The sequence below is a fragment of the Vibrio sp. 9-16B-A1 genome (assembly GCF_056726165.1).
In genome coordinates, this window is record NZ_JBSDZD010000003.1 from 385,219 (window position 1) to 399,057 (window position 13,839).

18 protein-coding genes are annotated in these 13,839 nt (G+C 49.4%); 6 read left to right on the forward strand and 12 right to left on the reverse strand.

Annotation, left to right across the window (positions count from 1 at the left end):
* Positions 1 to 11 precede the first annotated feature (11 nt).
* Positions 12 to 305: a hypothetical protein gene (locus ACVB80_RS07790; RefSeq protein ID WP_481080714.1), complete on the forward strand. Its 294-nt coding sequence runs from the start codon at positions 12 to 14 to the stop codon at positions 303 to 305.
* A 64-nt stretch (positions 306 to 369) separates the two neighbouring features.
* Here the strand turns inward: ACVB80_RS07790 and ACVB80_RS07795 are convergent, their stop codons facing one another.
* The 3 genes from ACVB80_RS07795 to ACVB80_RS07805 form a co-directional block, all read right to left on the reverse strand.
* Positions 370 to 924: a sugar O-acetyltransferase gene (locus ACVB80_RS07795; RefSeq protein WP_481080715.1), complete on the reverse strand. Its 555-nt coding sequence runs from the start codon at positions 922 to 924 to the stop codon at positions 370 to 372.
* A gap of 80 nt (positions 925 to 1,004) precedes the next feature.
* Positions 1,005 to 1,394, reverse strand: a complete 390-nt coding sequence (locus ACVB80_RS07800; RefSeq protein WP_481080716.1) for a VOC family protein — start codon at positions 1,392 to 1,394, stop codon at positions 1,005 to 1,007.
* The gene (locus tag ACVB80_RS07805; RefSeq protein WP_481080717.1) at positions 1,391 to 1,579 is read right to left on the reverse strand and encodes a hypothetical protein; all 189 of its coding nucleotides are present in this window, start codon (positions 1,577 to 1,579) and stop codon (positions 1,391 to 1,393) included. The genes ACVB80_RS07800 and ACVB80_RS07805 overlap by 4 nt, the downstream gene beginning before the upstream one ends.
* A 195-nt stretch (positions 1,580 to 1,774) precedes the next feature.
* Between ACVB80_RS07805 and ACVB80_RS07810 the strand changes: the two genes are divergently transcribed.
* Positions 1,775 to 3,514, forward strand: a complete 1,740-nt coding sequence (locus ACVB80_RS07810; RefSeq protein WP_481080718.1) for an SgrR family transcriptional regulator — start codon at positions 1,775 to 1,777, stop codon at positions 3,512 to 3,514.
* A 259-nt stretch (positions 3,515 to 3,773) separates the two neighbouring features.
* The gene (locus ACVB80_RS07815; RefSeq protein WP_481080719.1) at positions 3,774 to 5,417 is read left to right on the forward strand and encodes an NAD-dependent malic enzyme; all 1,644 of its coding nucleotides are present in this window, start codon (positions 3,774 to 3,776) and stop codon (positions 5,415 to 5,417) included.
* Between the two features lie 129 nt (positions 5,418 to 5,546).
* Here ACVB80_RS07815 and ACVB80_RS07820 read toward each other — a convergent pair whose 3' ends face one another.
* From ACVB80_RS07820 to ACVB80_RS07860, 9 genes are all read right to left on the reverse strand, one after another.
* Positions 5,547 to 6,152, reverse strand: coding sequence for a hypothetical protein (locus ACVB80_RS07820; RefSeq protein ID WP_481080720.1), 606 nt, complete (start codon positions 6,150 to 6,152; stop codon positions 5,547 to 5,549).
* On the reverse strand, positions 6,125 to 6,844 hold the full coding sequence (locus ACVB80_RS07825; RefSeq protein ID WP_481080721.1) for a hypothetical protein: 720 nt from the start codon (positions 6,842 to 6,844) through the stop codon (positions 6,125 to 6,127). The genes ACVB80_RS07820 and ACVB80_RS07825 overlap by 28 nt, the downstream gene beginning before the upstream one ends.
* Positions 6,828 to 7,589: a type III secretion system inner membrane ring lipoprotein SctJ gene (gene sctJ / locus ACVB80_RS07830; RefSeq protein ID WP_481080722.1), complete on the reverse strand. Its 762-nt coding sequence runs from the start codon at positions 7,587 to 7,589 to the stop codon at positions 6,828 to 6,830. The genes ACVB80_RS07825 and sctJ overlap by 17 nt, the downstream gene beginning before the upstream one ends.
* A 13-nt stretch (positions 7,590 to 7,602) precedes the next feature.
* Positions 7,603 to 7,944, reverse strand: a complete 342-nt coding sequence (gene sctI / locus ACVB80_RS07835) for a type III secretion system inner rod subunit SctI (protein WP_481080723.1) — start codon at positions 7,942 to 7,944, stop codon at positions 7,603 to 7,605.
* A complete protein-coding gene (locus ACVB80_RS07840; protein WP_481080724.1) occupies positions 7,937 to 8,218 on the reverse strand; it encodes a hypothetical protein in 282 nt (93 codons plus the stop codon). Before ACVB80_RS07840 ends, sctI begins: the two co-directional genes overlap by 8 nt.
* 77 nt (positions 8,219 to 8,295) lie before the next feature.
* Positions 8,296 to 8,511, reverse strand: a complete 216-nt coding sequence (locus tag ACVB80_RS07845; protein ID WP_481080725.1) for an EscF/YscF/HrpA family type III secretion system needle major subunit — start codon at positions 8,509 to 8,511, stop codon at positions 8,296 to 8,298.
* Positions 8,512 to 8,681: 170 nt separating this feature from the next.
* Complete coding sequence (gene sctD / locus ACVB80_RS07850) at positions 8,682 to 9,887, reverse strand: type III secretion system inner membrane ring subunit SctD (RefSeq protein ID WP_481080726.1); 1,206 nt, start codon at positions 9,885 to 9,887, stop codon at positions 8,682 to 8,684.
* A complete protein-coding gene (gene sctC, locus ACVB80_RS07855; RefSeq protein WP_481080727.1) occupies positions 9,884 to 11,434 on the reverse strand; it encodes a type III secretion system outer membrane ring subunit SctC in 1,551 nt (516 codons plus the stop codon). The genes sctD and sctC overlap by 4 nt, the downstream gene beginning before the upstream one ends.
* A gap of 2 nt (positions 11,435 to 11,436) precedes the next feature.
* Entirely contained in the window at positions 11,437 to 11,862 is a 426-nt protein-coding gene (locus ACVB80_RS07860; RefSeq protein WP_481080728.1) for a hypothetical protein, read from the reverse strand.
* A gap of 352 nt (positions 11,863 to 12,214) precedes the next feature.
* On the opposite strand from ACVB80_RS07860, the gene ACVB80_RS07865 reads away from it, so the two are divergent.
* From ACVB80_RS07865 to ACVB80_RS07875, 3 genes are read left to right on the forward strand one after another with little or no spacing between them, the layout of a single operon-like run.
* Positions 12,215 to 12,523, forward strand: a complete 309-nt coding sequence (locus ACVB80_RS07865; RefSeq protein WP_481080729.1) for a hypothetical protein — start codon at positions 12,215 to 12,217, stop codon at positions 12,521 to 12,523.
* A 35-nt stretch (positions 12,524 to 12,558) separates the two neighbouring features.
* Positions 12,559 to 13,566, forward strand: a complete 1,008-nt coding sequence (locus ACVB80_RS07870) for a DUF1521 domain-containing protein (RefSeq protein ID WP_481080730.1) — start codon at positions 12,559 to 12,561, stop codon at positions 13,564 to 13,566.
* 10 nt (positions 13,567 to 13,576) lie between these two features.
* Entirely contained in the window at positions 13,577 to 13,837 is a 261-nt protein-coding gene (locus tag ACVB80_RS07875) for a hypothetical protein (RefSeq protein ID WP_481080731.1), read from the forward strand.
* Positions 13,838 to 13,839: the final 2 nt, after the last annotated feature.

Consider the following 13,839-nt stretch of genomic DNA (forward strand, 5'->3'; position numbering starts at 1 on the left):
AGGTACAGACGATGAGCAGTAAGAAGAAAGCCAATAAGGCTCTGTTAAAGCAAATTGAGCAACGTGACGCCCCACTGAGAGCGTTGCATGCAGAGCTGTTCCCCGAAGAGTATGACGAGCTCTGCGACAGCATTGAAGAAGCAAGAGCCCGTGCCCGGGGTGAAAATCCTATGAGTAAGGAGTACCAGCAAAAAGTGAATCAGCGCAGGCTGGAGATGGGCGTGGAGCCATTTGGTGGTGTGGGATCAGACGGCCAGGATGGCCTGATATCAAGCTGGGAGTATTGCCGGGGTCGTCTTCAATAATCCTCCGGGTGGGTGAGAGCTTAGTCTGAACTGGCCCGGCAGGGTCAGGCCAGTTCAGACAGTATCAATTGATGGCTCTTATCACCCGCGCCGGATTTCCGCCAATAACCACATTATCCCCAAAGCTTCTGGTCACCACCGCTCCAGAGCCGACTACCACATTGTCACCCAGCGTTACCCCGGGATTAATGACCGCGTGGCCACCAATCCAGCAGCTGTTGCCTATGGTGACCGGGCGGGCGAACTCCACTCCGCCGTTTCGCTCCTGCGGATCGAGAGGGTGGCAGGCGGTATAGATGCCAACCTGAGGCCCGATAAAGCAGTTATCTCCAATGGCGACTCTGGCGCAGTCGAGGATTACTCCTCCGTAGTTCATATAGAAGTTTTCACCCACAGAGATGTTGCTTCCGTAGTCACAGTGAAAACCGGGCTGAACAGAGAGAGTACCTGCCACCGAGCCAAACAGTTCATTTAAGATCCCGATCCGTTTACCGCCCTGTTCCGGTGTTGTTTGATTGTACTTATGGGTAAGGGAGCGTGCCCTGGCGCGCATGTCAGATAAGGCTTTGTCTGCGGGATTGTACCTCTCTCCTGATAGCATCAATTCAAGTTCGGTCATGGCTGTCTTGTTCAATCTGTTCACAAAAATGGGGCTGAAAAGTCCGGTACACAGCAGGCCGCGTACCGGGTTGTGGATTTTTATACGGTCAGTTCGAGCCGGTTTCCTTCAGGGTCAAGTATCACGCTTTCATAGTAACCGTCACCTGTCCGGCGCGGGCCATCCATGACTTTGTATCCGTCAGTGCGGAACTTCTCAGTCATCTGATCCACTTTATCTTCCGAGCCCAGAGAGAAAGCCAGGTGCGCCAGGCCGGTGAACTGGATGTAAGGGTCGGCAGGCAGGACATCAAACGAGTCCATATGCATCAGTTCAAGTCTGGCGCCTTCCGGCAGCGTCAGAAAATAGGAAGAGAACTTGACGCTTTGGTTTTCATATTTCTCATTACTCTCTGCGTTGAAGTAGTGCTGGTAAAAGCGCTTCATGCTTTCCAGGCAGTTACACCAGATTGCGACATGTTCAATTTTCATTTCGGTTCCTCGTTATCCTGAATGTTCCAGAGACACAGCGACAGCAGGGATGACATATAGACAATTGCTTCTGCCTCAATGGCGCTGCGGGTTGCGGACAGCCGGAAACGGTAGTAATTGGCCAGTCTCCCTGTCGCTGCGCTGCTGTTAATTTGTTGCGGAAGATTTGTTTTCATCTTTGTCATGGTCACATCTTCATGCGTTGCTATGGAGCTATTATTGATGGAAATGCGGCAGGTAAAAACAGAGTAAGATCTTTTGTTTTCTTCCTTATATTTGCGAATTTAAGGCGAGGAAGGGTGCTTTCTGCCTGATCTTGGTTAAAATGAGGAAGTGATGAACAAAAATAGGTGCGGATTTTGTCGCGGGATAAGCTGATCATGTATTACTTACGTCTGACTCCGTTAGGTGTGAGAGCAGACGTACTTATTGCATTGTCTGATGTTGCTCAGGCGATGTTTACCAGTGTCAGGCATTGCCGGACTTTGCTTAAGGAGATGCATGAGGCCAGCTGGCTGGAGTGGACTCCGAGGGTTGGCCGGAATCAGCGCTCAACGCTGCACCTGAAGTTTCGCCCTGATGAGATAAAGGCTGAGCTGGCTAATGAGATGATCTGTGAAGGGCGCTACGAAAAGGCGCTGGAGCTGGTTGATAACGATCAGGCGCTGTTTGGTCAGCTGTTGCAACAGACCTCAGGCGCAATCCGGCGCGAGGGCCGTTTGCATATTCAGCTGACTTACGCCAGACCATTCTCAGAACTGCTGCCGCATATTCCACTCAGAAACAGCGAGCGCTTTCTGCTTCGTCAGGTCTACTCTTGTCTGACCCGGTGTGACGATAAAGGAAATGTTACCCCGGAGCTGGCGCATCACTGGAGTTACGATGAGCAGAGCTATAAGTGGCGTTTTTATCTTCGTCCTGAACTCAGTTTTCATGACGGCATCCAGATTAACGCAGAGGAAATCGCCGGACTGTTTAACGGGCTGAGAGCGCTTGCCGGATATCGTGAGGAACTGGCACACCTGGTTGCTGTCAGGGCGGTAAACCTGCATTGTGTGGAGTTTCAGCTGAACGAGCCAGACCCAGGTTTTGCCGGATTGCTGGCAGATGGGCGGTACTCCATCCAGCCTGTATCTCAGCTCTCTTCAAGGGTGGGGCCGGTCGGTTGTGGTGCGTTTCAGGTGCAGGAGCATTCGCAGCGAAGAATACAGCTTAAAGCGTTCAGTCAGTATTACGGATGCAGGGCGATTGCCGATACTTTTACTGTCTGGCAGGTGGCCCCTGAGGAAACAGATTCGTTTGGTCAGACGACGATTCAGACTGACGTAGCAAAGAAAAAGCAGCCCTTGTGCTCACATCATCTGGCGAAAAGTGACAGCTCTGAGCAATCCCGGGAAGGTCTGCATACAGGCGTTGAAGACGGCTGCATGTACATTCTTTTCAATCACCGGGCAGGGCTTGGATTGCAGCAGCGTAAGCATCTGAGTCAGATTCTGTCTTCCGGTCAGTTTGTTGAGGAGCTGAGCAGGGAGAATAAGACCATTGAGGCTGTGCCCGCGCGCAATCTGTTACCTGGCTGGATTCCCGTATCCGGTGTGCCATCGCCGCCGAAACTGTTGTCGGGTGATCTGCTGCCAGATGAGCTCAGCATCGCGCTGTTTAAACATCAGGCGCTGATGGACAGTGTTCAGCCAATTACCTCTTTGCTGCAAAGGGCAGGCATAACATGCAGGTTTAACCTCTATTCATTTGAAGAGTTCAACTCCAGGGCGTTGGCTGGCAATCTGAATGAGGATCTTATCCTGAGCTGCATGAATCTGGATGATAACCTGCCAGTTTCGGCTTATCGCTGGCTGCTGTCAGATCCTGCGTTACACCAGAGTCTGGCTCCGGAAAACAGCCAGTGGCTGAAAGCTGAGCTGAGGCGCATCCGGCAGACAAGCACCTTAACTGAATACATGCCCGGGCTGGAGGCGCTTTCCGTTGCTATGCTCGGTGATTCCTGGCTGCTGCCACTGTTCCACCAAAAACAGACCCTGCATTTTGAAGGGGTGCTGAAAGGCGTTTCTATTACCCCATGGGGCTGGCCTTCGATTCAGGAAGTCTGGGCTGAGGATTAGCCTGCTGTCGGTTGCTAAATAGCAGTAATTATCAATGGCTCTTTCACTCAACAAATTTATTTTGTGAAAAGAGCCAATGTCTCTGATATTTGGTTAGAAAAGCACCAGCTGGCAACTATGATGTAAGTGTATCCGGTTGGTTTGAAAACTGGTCCAGATTATTTCCCATTCAGCCTGATACGTTAATAACAGCGAGCAATATCATTGCTTTTGCGGCGAGCTGTCACCATTGGGCGATAAAAATAAGAAGGGACTTGTTATGCCTGATTCAACTGATGATAAATTCTGTCGTGGTGTCAAAGTTTTGCATGATCCGGTTCGTAATAAAGGAACCGCGTTTACGGACGCTGAACGTGAACGGTTAGGGTTAAGAGGCTTGCTTCCTCCCCGCATTCATTCCAGTGCGGAGCAGGAGTTGCGGGTGTTGGGCAATATTCGCAACAAAACAACGGATCTGGAGAAGTATCTTTTTCTGATAGCACTTCAGGACCGTAATGAGACATTGTTCTACCGCGTGGTGATGAACAACATCGAAGAGATAATTCCCCTGATATACACCCCAACAGTGGGTAAGGCGTGCCAGGAGTTTGGGCATATATTCCGCCGCCCCAGAGGGCTGTTTATCTCAATTAATGATCGTGGCCGGGTGGCTGAGATTTTGGATAACTGGCCCCATGACCAGGCCAGGGTCATAGTCGTTACTGACGGTGAGCGGATTTTGGGCCTGGGCGATCAGGGCGCCGACGGGATGGGCATTCCGATAGGTAAGCTTGCTTTGTATTCTGCCTGTGCGGGAATTGATCCTACTCAGTGCCTGCCGATAACTATTGATGTCGGCACGAACAACGAGGCCCTGCTTAATGATCCGCTTTATATTGGCCTTGAGCGGCGGAGGGTGCGCGGCAGTGAATACTATGAGCTGATTGAGGAGTTTATTACTGCGGCAGAAAAGCGTTTCCCCGGTGTGCTGATACAGTTAGAGGACTTCGGTAACGTCAATGCCTTCAGGTTGCTCAGGTACTACCGTGATAAGAGCTGCCTGTTTGATGATGATATTCAGGGTACGGGCGCTGTAGGGCTGGCAGGTATACTGAGTGCGCTGCGTATTACCGGCGGCAAGCTTGAAGACCAGCGTATCCTGTTCTTTGGTGCAGGCCAGGCCGCAATCGGTATAGGTAACACTGTGGTTGCTGCTCTTACCGCCAGAGGCGTTCCTTTGGAAAAAGCCAAACAGTGCTGCTGGTATTTCGATACCCAGGGGCTGCTTACCGATAAGCGGGAAAATGTGCCTTCGCCAAAGCAGCCGTTTGTCCACAGCGGCAGCCCGGTGACCAGTTTTACTGACGCTATCCGTCAGGTTAAACCGACTGCCATCATTGGCGCATCAGGCCAGCCAAGTGAGTTCTCAGAGCCGGTAATAAAAGCCATGCTGGAGCTCAACAGCCAGCCGATCATCTTTGCACTTTCCAATCCTACTTCAAAAGCGGAGTGTACCGCCGAGCAGTGTTATCGCTGGACTGATGGCAGGGCAGTGTTTGCCAGCGGCAGTCCTTTTCAGCCGGTTCAGCTTGGTAACAGAACTTTTGTTTCAGGGCAGGGGAACAACGCCTATATTTTCCCCGGCGTCGGACTTGGGATTGTCGCAAGCGGTGCTACACGGGTAACCGATGAGATGTTCCTGGTGGCTGCGCAGGCCCTGGCGGACACGGTAACAGAAGAGGATTTAGCCCTTGGCAGGATTTATCCCGCCCTGTCCCGGATACGCGAAGTGTCAACGCTGATTGCGGCTGAGGTTGCCAGGGTAGTGTATGAGCGGGGGCTGACCAGCAGGGAGCGGCCGGATGATATTCTTGCTGATATTCACCAGCAGATGTATCAGCCGGTTTATCCGCATTATGCTTAATCTTTAATGAGGCTCAGGAAAACCAACGTTTTTTTCTGGCCGGTCAGCTAACTCACCTCTGCTGGCTGGCCCTTTTTATACGGCATCGGTTCAACGGCAGCACCAAAGCCAACTGGTTGCTGGCAGGCCTTACCGGCTGCTCTGTAATTGCTTCATCAGGTCATCCACTGACAGCATATGGATTTTGTCGTTGACCTCAATCTCAATGCAGTCTGACATCTCATGAATACCTTCTATTGTCAGGTGGGGAAACAGTTTTGCAATATCAGACAGGACAGCTTCAGGTACCCGTATAGTCATGCTCTGCTTTGTGTTCCATTTTTGAATACTTCTGTGGACCATACTGCTGATAAGCGCAGCTTCATCAATGTTGGGGAGCATTGAGGCCAGTCCATCTGCCAGTGTGCTTTCGAGCTGCGTCTGAAAATTGTTAAGCGTTTTCTGCCAGTATCGGCGTTGATGTTCTTCCAGCTGAAGCTCTTCCAGCCGGGCCTGGCACAATGCGGCTTGTTTGGCCTCTTCAAGTATTCGCGAACTCTCGGTACGCGCCTGCTCCAGTATTTCCTGTGCCTTCTGGTGTGCCTGTTCTGATGCGGACTGAGCTGACTGGAAGAGCGCTTCCAGTTGTTCGTCAGCTCTGCTCAGGCGCAGAACCGTATCCGACGGTACGATGAGACTCTGCTCAAACTGAATGCCGTCCTGAGTGCTCAGGAAGGGTAGAATTTTGCGTACCATTTTGGGGATATCCTTTTCAGACAATGAGAAGTGGAGTGCTCAAGTTCGCTCCGGTTTAAGGGAAAACGGTTTGTTGGTTTATCAAGCGTCCGGCCCGGTTTTGCGAGTTTAAGCAGCAAGAGATGTCTGGCCAGAGAGGGCCATCCTCTTGAGATCATTTCTGCACCGACAAAGGCGGTTTGGGTAATATGATTTTTAAGAAAGTAACTTACCGGGATAGAGTGCGAGTGGTTAGGCAGAGCCATATACAACATGACCGGTTTCAGGTGGTTCCTGGGGTGCCCAGGGTCGCAAAGGGCTGAGGTTGTCAGCCAGTTGTAGTGCTGGGAGAAGTGCCTTTTTAACGCTTCTATATCTTTTGGGGCGATATATTTGTTTATCTGCCCGGCATAAACACAGGCTGCCCATAGTTCGAAGATTGCGGTCAGTTGCTTACCTGGCATCAGCGACATGAACAGTAGCGGCCAGGTATGTGAATCTGCTGAAGTGGTGATCCATCCAAAATCTGCGTTGAGATCAATGTTGAAGAACTCAATCAGAGCCTGGTTGAGAAGGCCGCCTTGTCTGCCAGCCGAACAAACCGGTATAGAGGAAATGCCCATGGTTTTGGTAAAGAAATCTTCAACATGTGAAATATGAGCATGTTGTTTTATGTTCAGTATTTGCTGCGTTATTTCATTGCATAGTGACATTTTCCAAGACCTCCTGTTGCTGCTTCCTGTACTTGCGGTTAATCAACACAAACGTGACAGCCATGGCGATTGAGATAACGGTTAAGAGAATGACCAGGCCATACAGATAGATAGTCTGGTTATTTTGTGTTTTGTCCGGAGTGAGCAGTTCCGGGGGAGGGGAGTCAGATTCGACCAGGACGACTTTAACATCATCGTACTCCAGTCCTTCAATACTGCTCTGTATCAGGCTTTTTATCTCCGGTTTTAACTGAGATATATCGTTGTTTTGAGTGTGTTTGACGAATACAGCGGCAGAAGAAGGCAGAGCTTTCTGGCTGGCGCTGCTTTCAGGGATAACGAGGTGTACCCTGGCTGTGATCACCCCGTCGATCTGATTCAGCGTTTCTGCCAGTGACTGAGACAATGAGTACTCTAAGCGGGCTTTCTCCTGCGTTGGAGTGGCTACTAATCCATCCTGGGGAAACAGTTGCTCTACCGTAGCGAAGTGCTTACGGGGAAAGCCGTTCTGTTTGAGCAGCTCTACTGCTGCGGGGAACTGGCTCTCTTCTACCTTAATAATGACGTTATCTCCGCTCCCTCCAGGAGTTTTCTTTGAGGCATCAATATTGTGACGTAACAGCAGAGAGAGCATCTGGTTCGCTTCTTCTTCCGGCAAATTGGAATACATGTTCTCTTTACAGCCGGAAAGCAGAATAAGAATCAGAAATACAAGCAGTGACAGGCTTCGAACTGGAGCAGGCATGATGTTCTCCGGCTTACTGGCTTTTCAGCAGGGTATCAATATTCTGGGTCGACTTGCTTACGGTTCTGGCAAGTGTCTCTTCAGCCAGCATCAGCCGTGATAAATCCATCTGAACCTGCATCAGATCAGAGAGAGTCATCTCACTTTCTGTTGTTACTTTGGTTTCAATGGCGCTGGATTGCTGCTGAAAATCAGAGCGGATATTCTGAACGCCCTCCAGAAAAACCTTGCCCAGAGGCTGAAGTGGCTTAGCCATTTCCTGACTAAACATTGACTCCAGTCCGATATCGAAGACAGCCGAAGAAGAGGTCAGCTCTGAAAGTGTGTTGGTTAAAGGTGAAACGGGCTCAATCATTGTTCAGCTCTCTGGTAAGTTGTTGGTAAAGAGGGTAGAAAGAGGAACCGGGAGCAATTTCGCTGCTCTCCAGTTTCTGGCTCGCTTTGTATGGTTTTCCTGACAGCAGGTGTGTGAAAGCAGAAAACAGTTTACCCGCGTCAGACTGGTCACTTTCCAGTGTCAGGAGTGCTTTCTGGTATTGCTCAAGCCGGCTCTGGCAAAGTGAAAATATCAGCCTGGCTACCTGCTCCTGATAACACGCAGCGGGTGAGTCGCTGCTGCGTTTCAGCATGGGGGCTAAGATTGCCAGGGTTGCCTCAGCATCGCCTTTCTGTGCGGCAGAGAGTGCGACCTGAGCAAGTGCCTGAGCTACATTTTTTGAACTATCCCCTGCAAAGTATCCCGGACTATCTTGATCGTCGCGCTCTGCAGGGATACCAGTGCGGACCATTCTCCCATCAGCTGTTGAAACTGAACCATGTCCGCTGAACTGTCCGGATCCATGCCTTGGGAAAAGTTGTCCATCTCGGCAGTCTTGGCATCGAGTGCTGAGCCGATGGTTAGGTTGATGGAATCGAAATCCATGGTTTTTCTCCTGTGGGCTTTCTGTAAGGGTTTTCAGAGCCTGCCTGATCGCTTTCATCCAGCTCTCTGTATGGTCAAATTCATCCTGTCGCAGGGGCTGCGACATTGTTTTCTCAGCCCGGCGGAGTGCATTGCTTAGCACGGTCTTTGCCCGGGCCAGTTGGGTACTGTCAGTTAGCATTCGGGCCTCCGGCTGAGATCCAGATTCTCTGGCCGTTTTTAGAAAGCGCTATTCCCTGCTCACCGATCGACTGTATGGTGAAGCCGCTGCCAATAACCGCATCCTCCAGGTATTTCTGTCCGTTAGTGAGTTCAATGTAAGGGGTCCGGCTTGTGATCACTGCTCTCAGGTTCGGCAGTACACCATCCGGGTGAACGGTCGGTTGGTAGCTCATCATCACCTGATCGCCAAACTGGCTGGCCGCCTGGTGGATAAGCGTATATATCTGCTGACGCTGCTCCCCGGTTGCCTGACCGGTCAGCAGGATCTGGTGGTCATATTCTGAAACACCGATCTGCCCGAGTCCTTCCTTTTTGAGCGACTTAGTCAGCCACTGAGTCAGCGCCGAAATAGTGATGACGTTAAATGAGACTTTTTTTACGCCCGGGATCTCTGTCCTGATCGCTTTGCTCAGGTTTGGCGTTGTCAGTTGATCCGGGACTACGCCAGAGATAATGGCATTGCCTGTTGAGCTGACAGTGACCTGATAATCTTTTAAATTGTGTTCGCTCAACCAGGTCCGGACTGACCCTGCCAGCTTGTCCTGCCGGTAAACACGCCAGACAATGGGTTTGCCATATTGCGCTCTCGCCTGGCTGAGGGTTTGCCGGGATGATTTCCGGTCAGGCAGATAGCCGGAAATCAGCACTTGTTTGTCCTGTTGGCTTATGTTTATGGATTCAGCAAAGCCCGAGCCGTATAGCAGAGGTTGCCCGTTTCTGTTGTTGTCCCGATCACTTGCTGCAAAGTAGAGTGAGGCATTAAGGCTTCCGACGCATAACAGGCCGGAAATGAGCAGGCCTGATCTGGGAAGGCGAAATCTCTTAATCGGTGGAGCCTGAACAGCAGGCCAGGGCTGATCCTGCAGGCCTAAAGTGAAGGCGACGGTACCGATTTGAACCACATCAAATGGTGATATCTTCGATATTGATGATGACTGCTTTCGTCCGTTAAGATACCAGGGGTTTTTAGACAGCATTTTTAGCACCAACAGAGACTCGGTTACGGTTATCTGAAGGGATTGCTCATTAAGTCCCGAGTCACTGATCACACAATCGGCCTGCGTTGGGCTGGAGCCGACAACAAAATGCTTCTTGTCGATTTCCAGTTCTGCTCCCGAATGCTTTCCACTGAGGACTTTGATTACCCAGGTCATTTTGTTTTCCTCGTGTTGTCTACTGCCCACTTAAGTGCAGCAAGTTCAGGAAGTGCATCGAAGTTCAGTTCTTTACGAACAGTGCTTTCATCAACATTGACTGGTTGATCGGGAAGTATCCGGGGCCTGATAAGAAACATCCGCACTGCACGGTGCTCGTCTTCACTATTGAACCGGAACAGGCGTCCCAGATAGGGGATATCCCCTAGAAGCGGGACTTTTGAGTTTCCATCGACCTGTCTCTCGGTATAAAAGCCACCGATTAAAAGACTCTGGCCTTTGTAAACCGTTGCCTGAGTTACAATTGTGCTCGCCTTAACTACAGGCAGGTCTGAGATTGTCTCCTTTTCCCTTGAGCCATCGGTTAAAGAAATATCCATACTGATAGCTTCACCTTTCGCTGACGGAACAATACGCGGTATGACCACAAGCTCGGTGCCTGAATAAAGAGTAATTAGCTGAGCATCCTCTTTTGCCTCGACTTTGGCATAAAACTGCTCTTTATTACTGATGATTGCGCGGCTGTTTTCTTTTGCCAGCAGAGTAGGCCGGGAAAGGGTCCTTGCTTTATTTTCCTGCTCCAGTGCTTTCAGGGTCAGGTAGAAACTGTTGGACTGTGGCTCTTCGAGAGTTGTTGAACTTGAGCTGGTGACACCGTTGCTGCTGTCGAAATTGAACGCAAAATGATTGCCATGAATTGTCCAGTTGACGCCTATCTCTTTGAGTGCACCCTCAGTGATGTCGACAATGGAGACAGAAATCTCGATCTGACGCCGGGCACTATCAAGAGTTTTGATCAGTTCCAGGGCTTTCAGATAGGCCGGCTCTGTATCATAGATGAGTACGGAATTACTTACGCTGTCAGCAACGAGGTGACCCTGAGCATTTTCTTTATCGTACCCAAGCAGTTCCTGCAGACGCGTTACCATGCCTGCCTCGACAGTGCCGTCTGTCAACTGTCGGTCATCGACACTGGTATGCTTTAGTGCAACCACATAAGGCCGGAGCTGGTGATTAGGTGTTTGAGAGGCAATAGCGTCCAGTCCCCTGGCTGCTTCTTCCGCAATTTCAAGAAACTTAGGCGGGCCGGACACCAGTATCAGACCGCTTTCAGGAAGACTCTTAAGGCCGAACTGGTTAAGGTTTAATCCAATCGCCTGCATCTTCTGGATAAAACGTTCTGGTGAGATGCTGATCAGAGTAATTAGTCTGGTCTGTATTTCCTGCGGACAGTTGAAATAGATGGCGGTATCAAGCTTAAACCACACCACATCGTAGGCGGATGATAGCTTTAAAAGAAATGCATCACCGGAGTTGGCTTTCAGATAGCCGTTGAAGTCCTCATTCAGGCACTCACTGATCACAGCCGAAAGGCCGTAGTGACTGGAGAAAGCCTTCAGTACTTCAGATACCGGTGTGTTGTGCGCCCGGTAGCTGAACTGAGATTGTTCAAATACTGTTTTTGCCTGTGCCTGCAGGCATAGCCCGGACAATAAAGCCAGCAGCAGAACAGAGCAGGCAAAGCGTAATGTGCGAGATATGACCATACCTACACCATTATCATATGCGGAGTATTGGCGGTGTAAGGAGCCGTATTGTGCTTTTGCTCCATTGATGTGAATTTTTCTCTCGCCCATATTAAATCGCTTACCGCTTCTGTATATCCTTCCAGATTCTGGCTGCGGGAGGACAGTCTTATCTTCAGCCAGTAACTGTTTTCTTTTTCTCTGAAGTAAATTTCAGTCTCAGTGTTCGGAATAATGCACAGCATGGTTTTCAGTACTTTTCGTACAAGTAAGTTGTTTTGGTTGGCTGAGTCCCTGGTATCCAGAGTAATAATGCATGTCCTCAATTCATTTAACTCTGTGTCTTCCTGGATGACAGTGTTTTTGATGAAGAAGGTTAGCCCGGAATCATTGGTTAAATGACCGGTGATATTGTGTTTTTTTAGAAACTTGCGGGTGACTTCGTTCATTCTTTTTATCCAGTTCTAATGCTTCGTATATCCTATTTGTTTTTTGGGTAAGAATCTCAATAAAACAATAAAATGATTATTAACTCGTTTTTTGTTTGATACGTTAGAAGGTTTTGATTTAACTTTTGCTAATTTATATTTCTTGTGTAAGTCGTTGTTATGGAGGTGTTTTGTGTCTTTTGGGGTTTTTATTAAAGGATTGGTATTTTTCAGGCTTAATAAATTTGTGAATTAGTTTCTGCTGAGTGTTAATCCTGCTTGGTCGGGTGTAGAGTCTGGATTGTTTAGTCACTTCTTTGCTTCTGGTTTTCAATCGATGGCAGAGATATCACGTTTGTTATGAGGTGTAAAAATGCCGATTGATGCCAAGCTCAATATTGATCCGCTGGTTCTGGCTATTCGTGAAAATCACGAGCTATATCAACAAGCACTGCATTTGCTCGATGCTTCCAGAATTACGATGGAAGAAACTCCCCAGCATTGGATTTTGAAATCTGAACATCTTAAGGAAGCGGTGGGTGTAGTGAGTAGAAATAATCTTGTTGACCAGGATGAACTGAACTTAATTGATGGTAAGGCTTCACTGTCTGCCCCGGGAAAGGGTATTGATAAAGTGTCTGGACCCAGGGTCGCTTATAAGAGTGGCCGAATGTTTGTTTAATCGAAATTCAATCGTAAAAAACAGGAGACAACATTATGTCTGATGTAACAGGTGTATCGAATATTAATGCCGGTAATGCAGGAGAGCTATCCAGTATGTCCCTGGACGCTGCTTATGCGGCAGTGATGGTACACAGAAACGTATTACTTGATAACCAGGTGCGTGAAAGTCTTGACGAAGTTAATTCTCAGAACCAGGCAATGGAAGACGCTCAGAAATATCTGGCGGAGGCCCGTGAAGCGGCGATGAACTCCGGCGACATAGTGGATGAAGCAACCTGGAAAGTTGAAGGCAACACGATCCAGTTGGACGGTGGTTATTCCATTACTTTTAATGATGACCAGACCGCATCCTGGACCATTAACGGCCCGGATGGTGAAAGCACCACAGTTTGGGGAGACCCACACGTCAATGAAAGTGATGAGTCTGGTAACAGAAACTGGGACTTCAAGGAAGACGTCACCTTTGTACTTGGGGACGGAACCAAGATAACAGTAGGTACCGAGGACTACGGTAATGGTATGACCGTAACGGATTCCCTGACCATTACCAAAGGGAACCAGTGTATCCAGGTAACCGGCATTATGGACGGTAATGTCCAGATTAAAGGTCCGACTTTAGACGGGATCGCAGTCGATGAAGCGACCAATGACGGAACCATTATCCATATGGGGGACAATGCGGCTGACTGGCTCACAGAAGGTGGCGACGAAATCGACAGTGATCAGGCTATGAGTGATACGCAGACCATTAATGAAATGGAAACCGATATCCCTGAAATGAGCGATGAAATGCGTCAATGGATGGATGCTAACGGTATCGCTTATCCACCAAGTGAAGACGGTACCTATTCACCTGAAGAGTGGCAGACGATTATCAAAAACATCGAAGGTTTCAATGACAGTCAGTCTTCAATCTCACAGTTGAGCATGGTTGAACTCCAGTCTCTGATGGGCAAATTGCAGCAGGGAATCGAATGGCAGTCTAACGAAATCAGCAAGTTCCAGGGCACCAGTTCCAGCGTTGTTCGTAACATGGCTTAAGGAGTTGATGATGCTTGAAGAGCATAGCGTCTTTGATGTTTTGGATGAGCACACGCAGCGTCTGCAACTGCTGAGCTCAAGGTTTCAGGATCTGGTGGATACGGCCACCCAGCTTGGTTTCAGCGACCTTGCGGAGAGCTTTCGTTCACAAATTGGCCTGGATCAACTGCGGGAGGTCGATCAGTTACGTGATCAGTATCTGGCTGATCTTGATCCCGCAGCACCATATCGTCCGGAATCTGCCCTGCCGGGCTCAGGGCACCACTATTAAGG

Excerpts from the sequence above, each read along its gene's own strand:
- ACVB80_RS07820 (WP_481080720.1), bottom strand. The coding sequence starts at position 6,152 with ATGGTACGCAAAATTCTACCCTTCCTGAGCACTCAGGACGGCATTCAG.
- sctJ (WP_481080722.1), bottom strand. The coding sequence starts at position 7,589 with ATGCCTGCTCCAGTTCGAAGCCTGTCACTGCTTGTATTTCTGATTCTT.
- ACVB80_RS07870 (WP_481080730.1), top strand. The coding sequence starts at position 12,559 with ATGTCTGATGTAACAGGTGTATCGAATATTAATGCCGGTAATGCAGGA.
- ACVB80_RS07865 (WP_481080729.1), top strand. The coding sequence starts at position 12,215 with ATGCCGATTGATGCCAAGCTCAATATTGATCCGCTGGTTCTGGCTATT.
- ACVB80_RS07825 (WP_481080721.1), bottom strand. The coding sequence starts at position 6,844 with ATGTCACTATGCAATGAAATAACGCAGCAAATACTGAACATAAAACAA.
- ACVB80_RS07840 (WP_481080724.1), bottom strand. The coding sequence starts at position 8,218 with ATGCTGAAACGCAGCAGCGACTCACCCGCTGCGTGTTATCAGGAGCAG.
- ACVB80_RS07795 (WP_481080715.1), bottom strand. The coding sequence starts at position 924 with ATGACCGAACTTGAATTGATGCTATCAGGAGAGAGGTACAATCCCGCA.
- ACVB80_RS07815 (WP_481080719.1), top strand. The coding sequence starts at position 3,774 with ATGCCTGATTCAACTGATGATAAATTCTGTCGTGGTGTCAAAGTTTTG.
- ACVB80_RS07810 (WP_481080718.1), top strand. The coding sequence starts at position 1,775 with ATGTATTACTTACGTCTGACTCCGTTAGGTGTGAGAGCAGACGTACTT.
- ACVB80_RS07875 (WP_481080731.1), top strand. The coding sequence starts at position 13,577 with ATGCTTGAAGAGCATAGCGTCTTTGATGTTTTGGATGAGCACACGCAG.
- ACVB80_RS07845 (WP_481080725.1), bottom strand. The coding sequence starts at position 8,511 with ATGGATTTCGATTCCATCAACCTAACCATCGGCTCAGCACTCGATGCC.
- ACVB80_RS07805 (WP_481080717.1), bottom strand. The coding sequence starts at position 1,579 with ATGACAAAGATGAAAACAAATCTTCCGCAACAAATTAACAGCAGCGCA.
- sctC (WP_481080727.1), bottom strand. The coding sequence starts at position 11,434 with ATGGTCATATCTCGCACATTACGCTTTGCCTGCTCTGTTCTGCTGCTG.
- sctD (WP_481080726.1), bottom strand. The coding sequence starts at position 9,887 with ATGACCTGGGTAATCAAAGTCCTCAGTGGAAAGCATTCGGGAGCAGAA.
- ACVB80_RS07860 (WP_481080728.1), bottom strand. The coding sequence starts at position 11,862 with ATGAACGAAGTCACCCGCAAGTTTCTAAAAAAACACAATATCACCGGT.
- sctI (WP_481080723.1), bottom strand. The coding sequence starts at position 7,944 with ATGATTGAGCCCGTTTCACCTTTAACCAACACACTTTCAGAGCTGACC.
- ACVB80_RS07800 (WP_481080716.1), bottom strand. The coding sequence starts at position 1,394 with ATGAAAATTGAACATGTCGCAATCTGGTGTAACTGCCTGGAAAGCATG.
- ACVB80_RS07790 (WP_481080714.1), top strand. The coding sequence starts at position 12 with ATGAGCAGTAAGAAGAAAGCCAATAAGGCTCTGTTAAAGCAAATTGAG.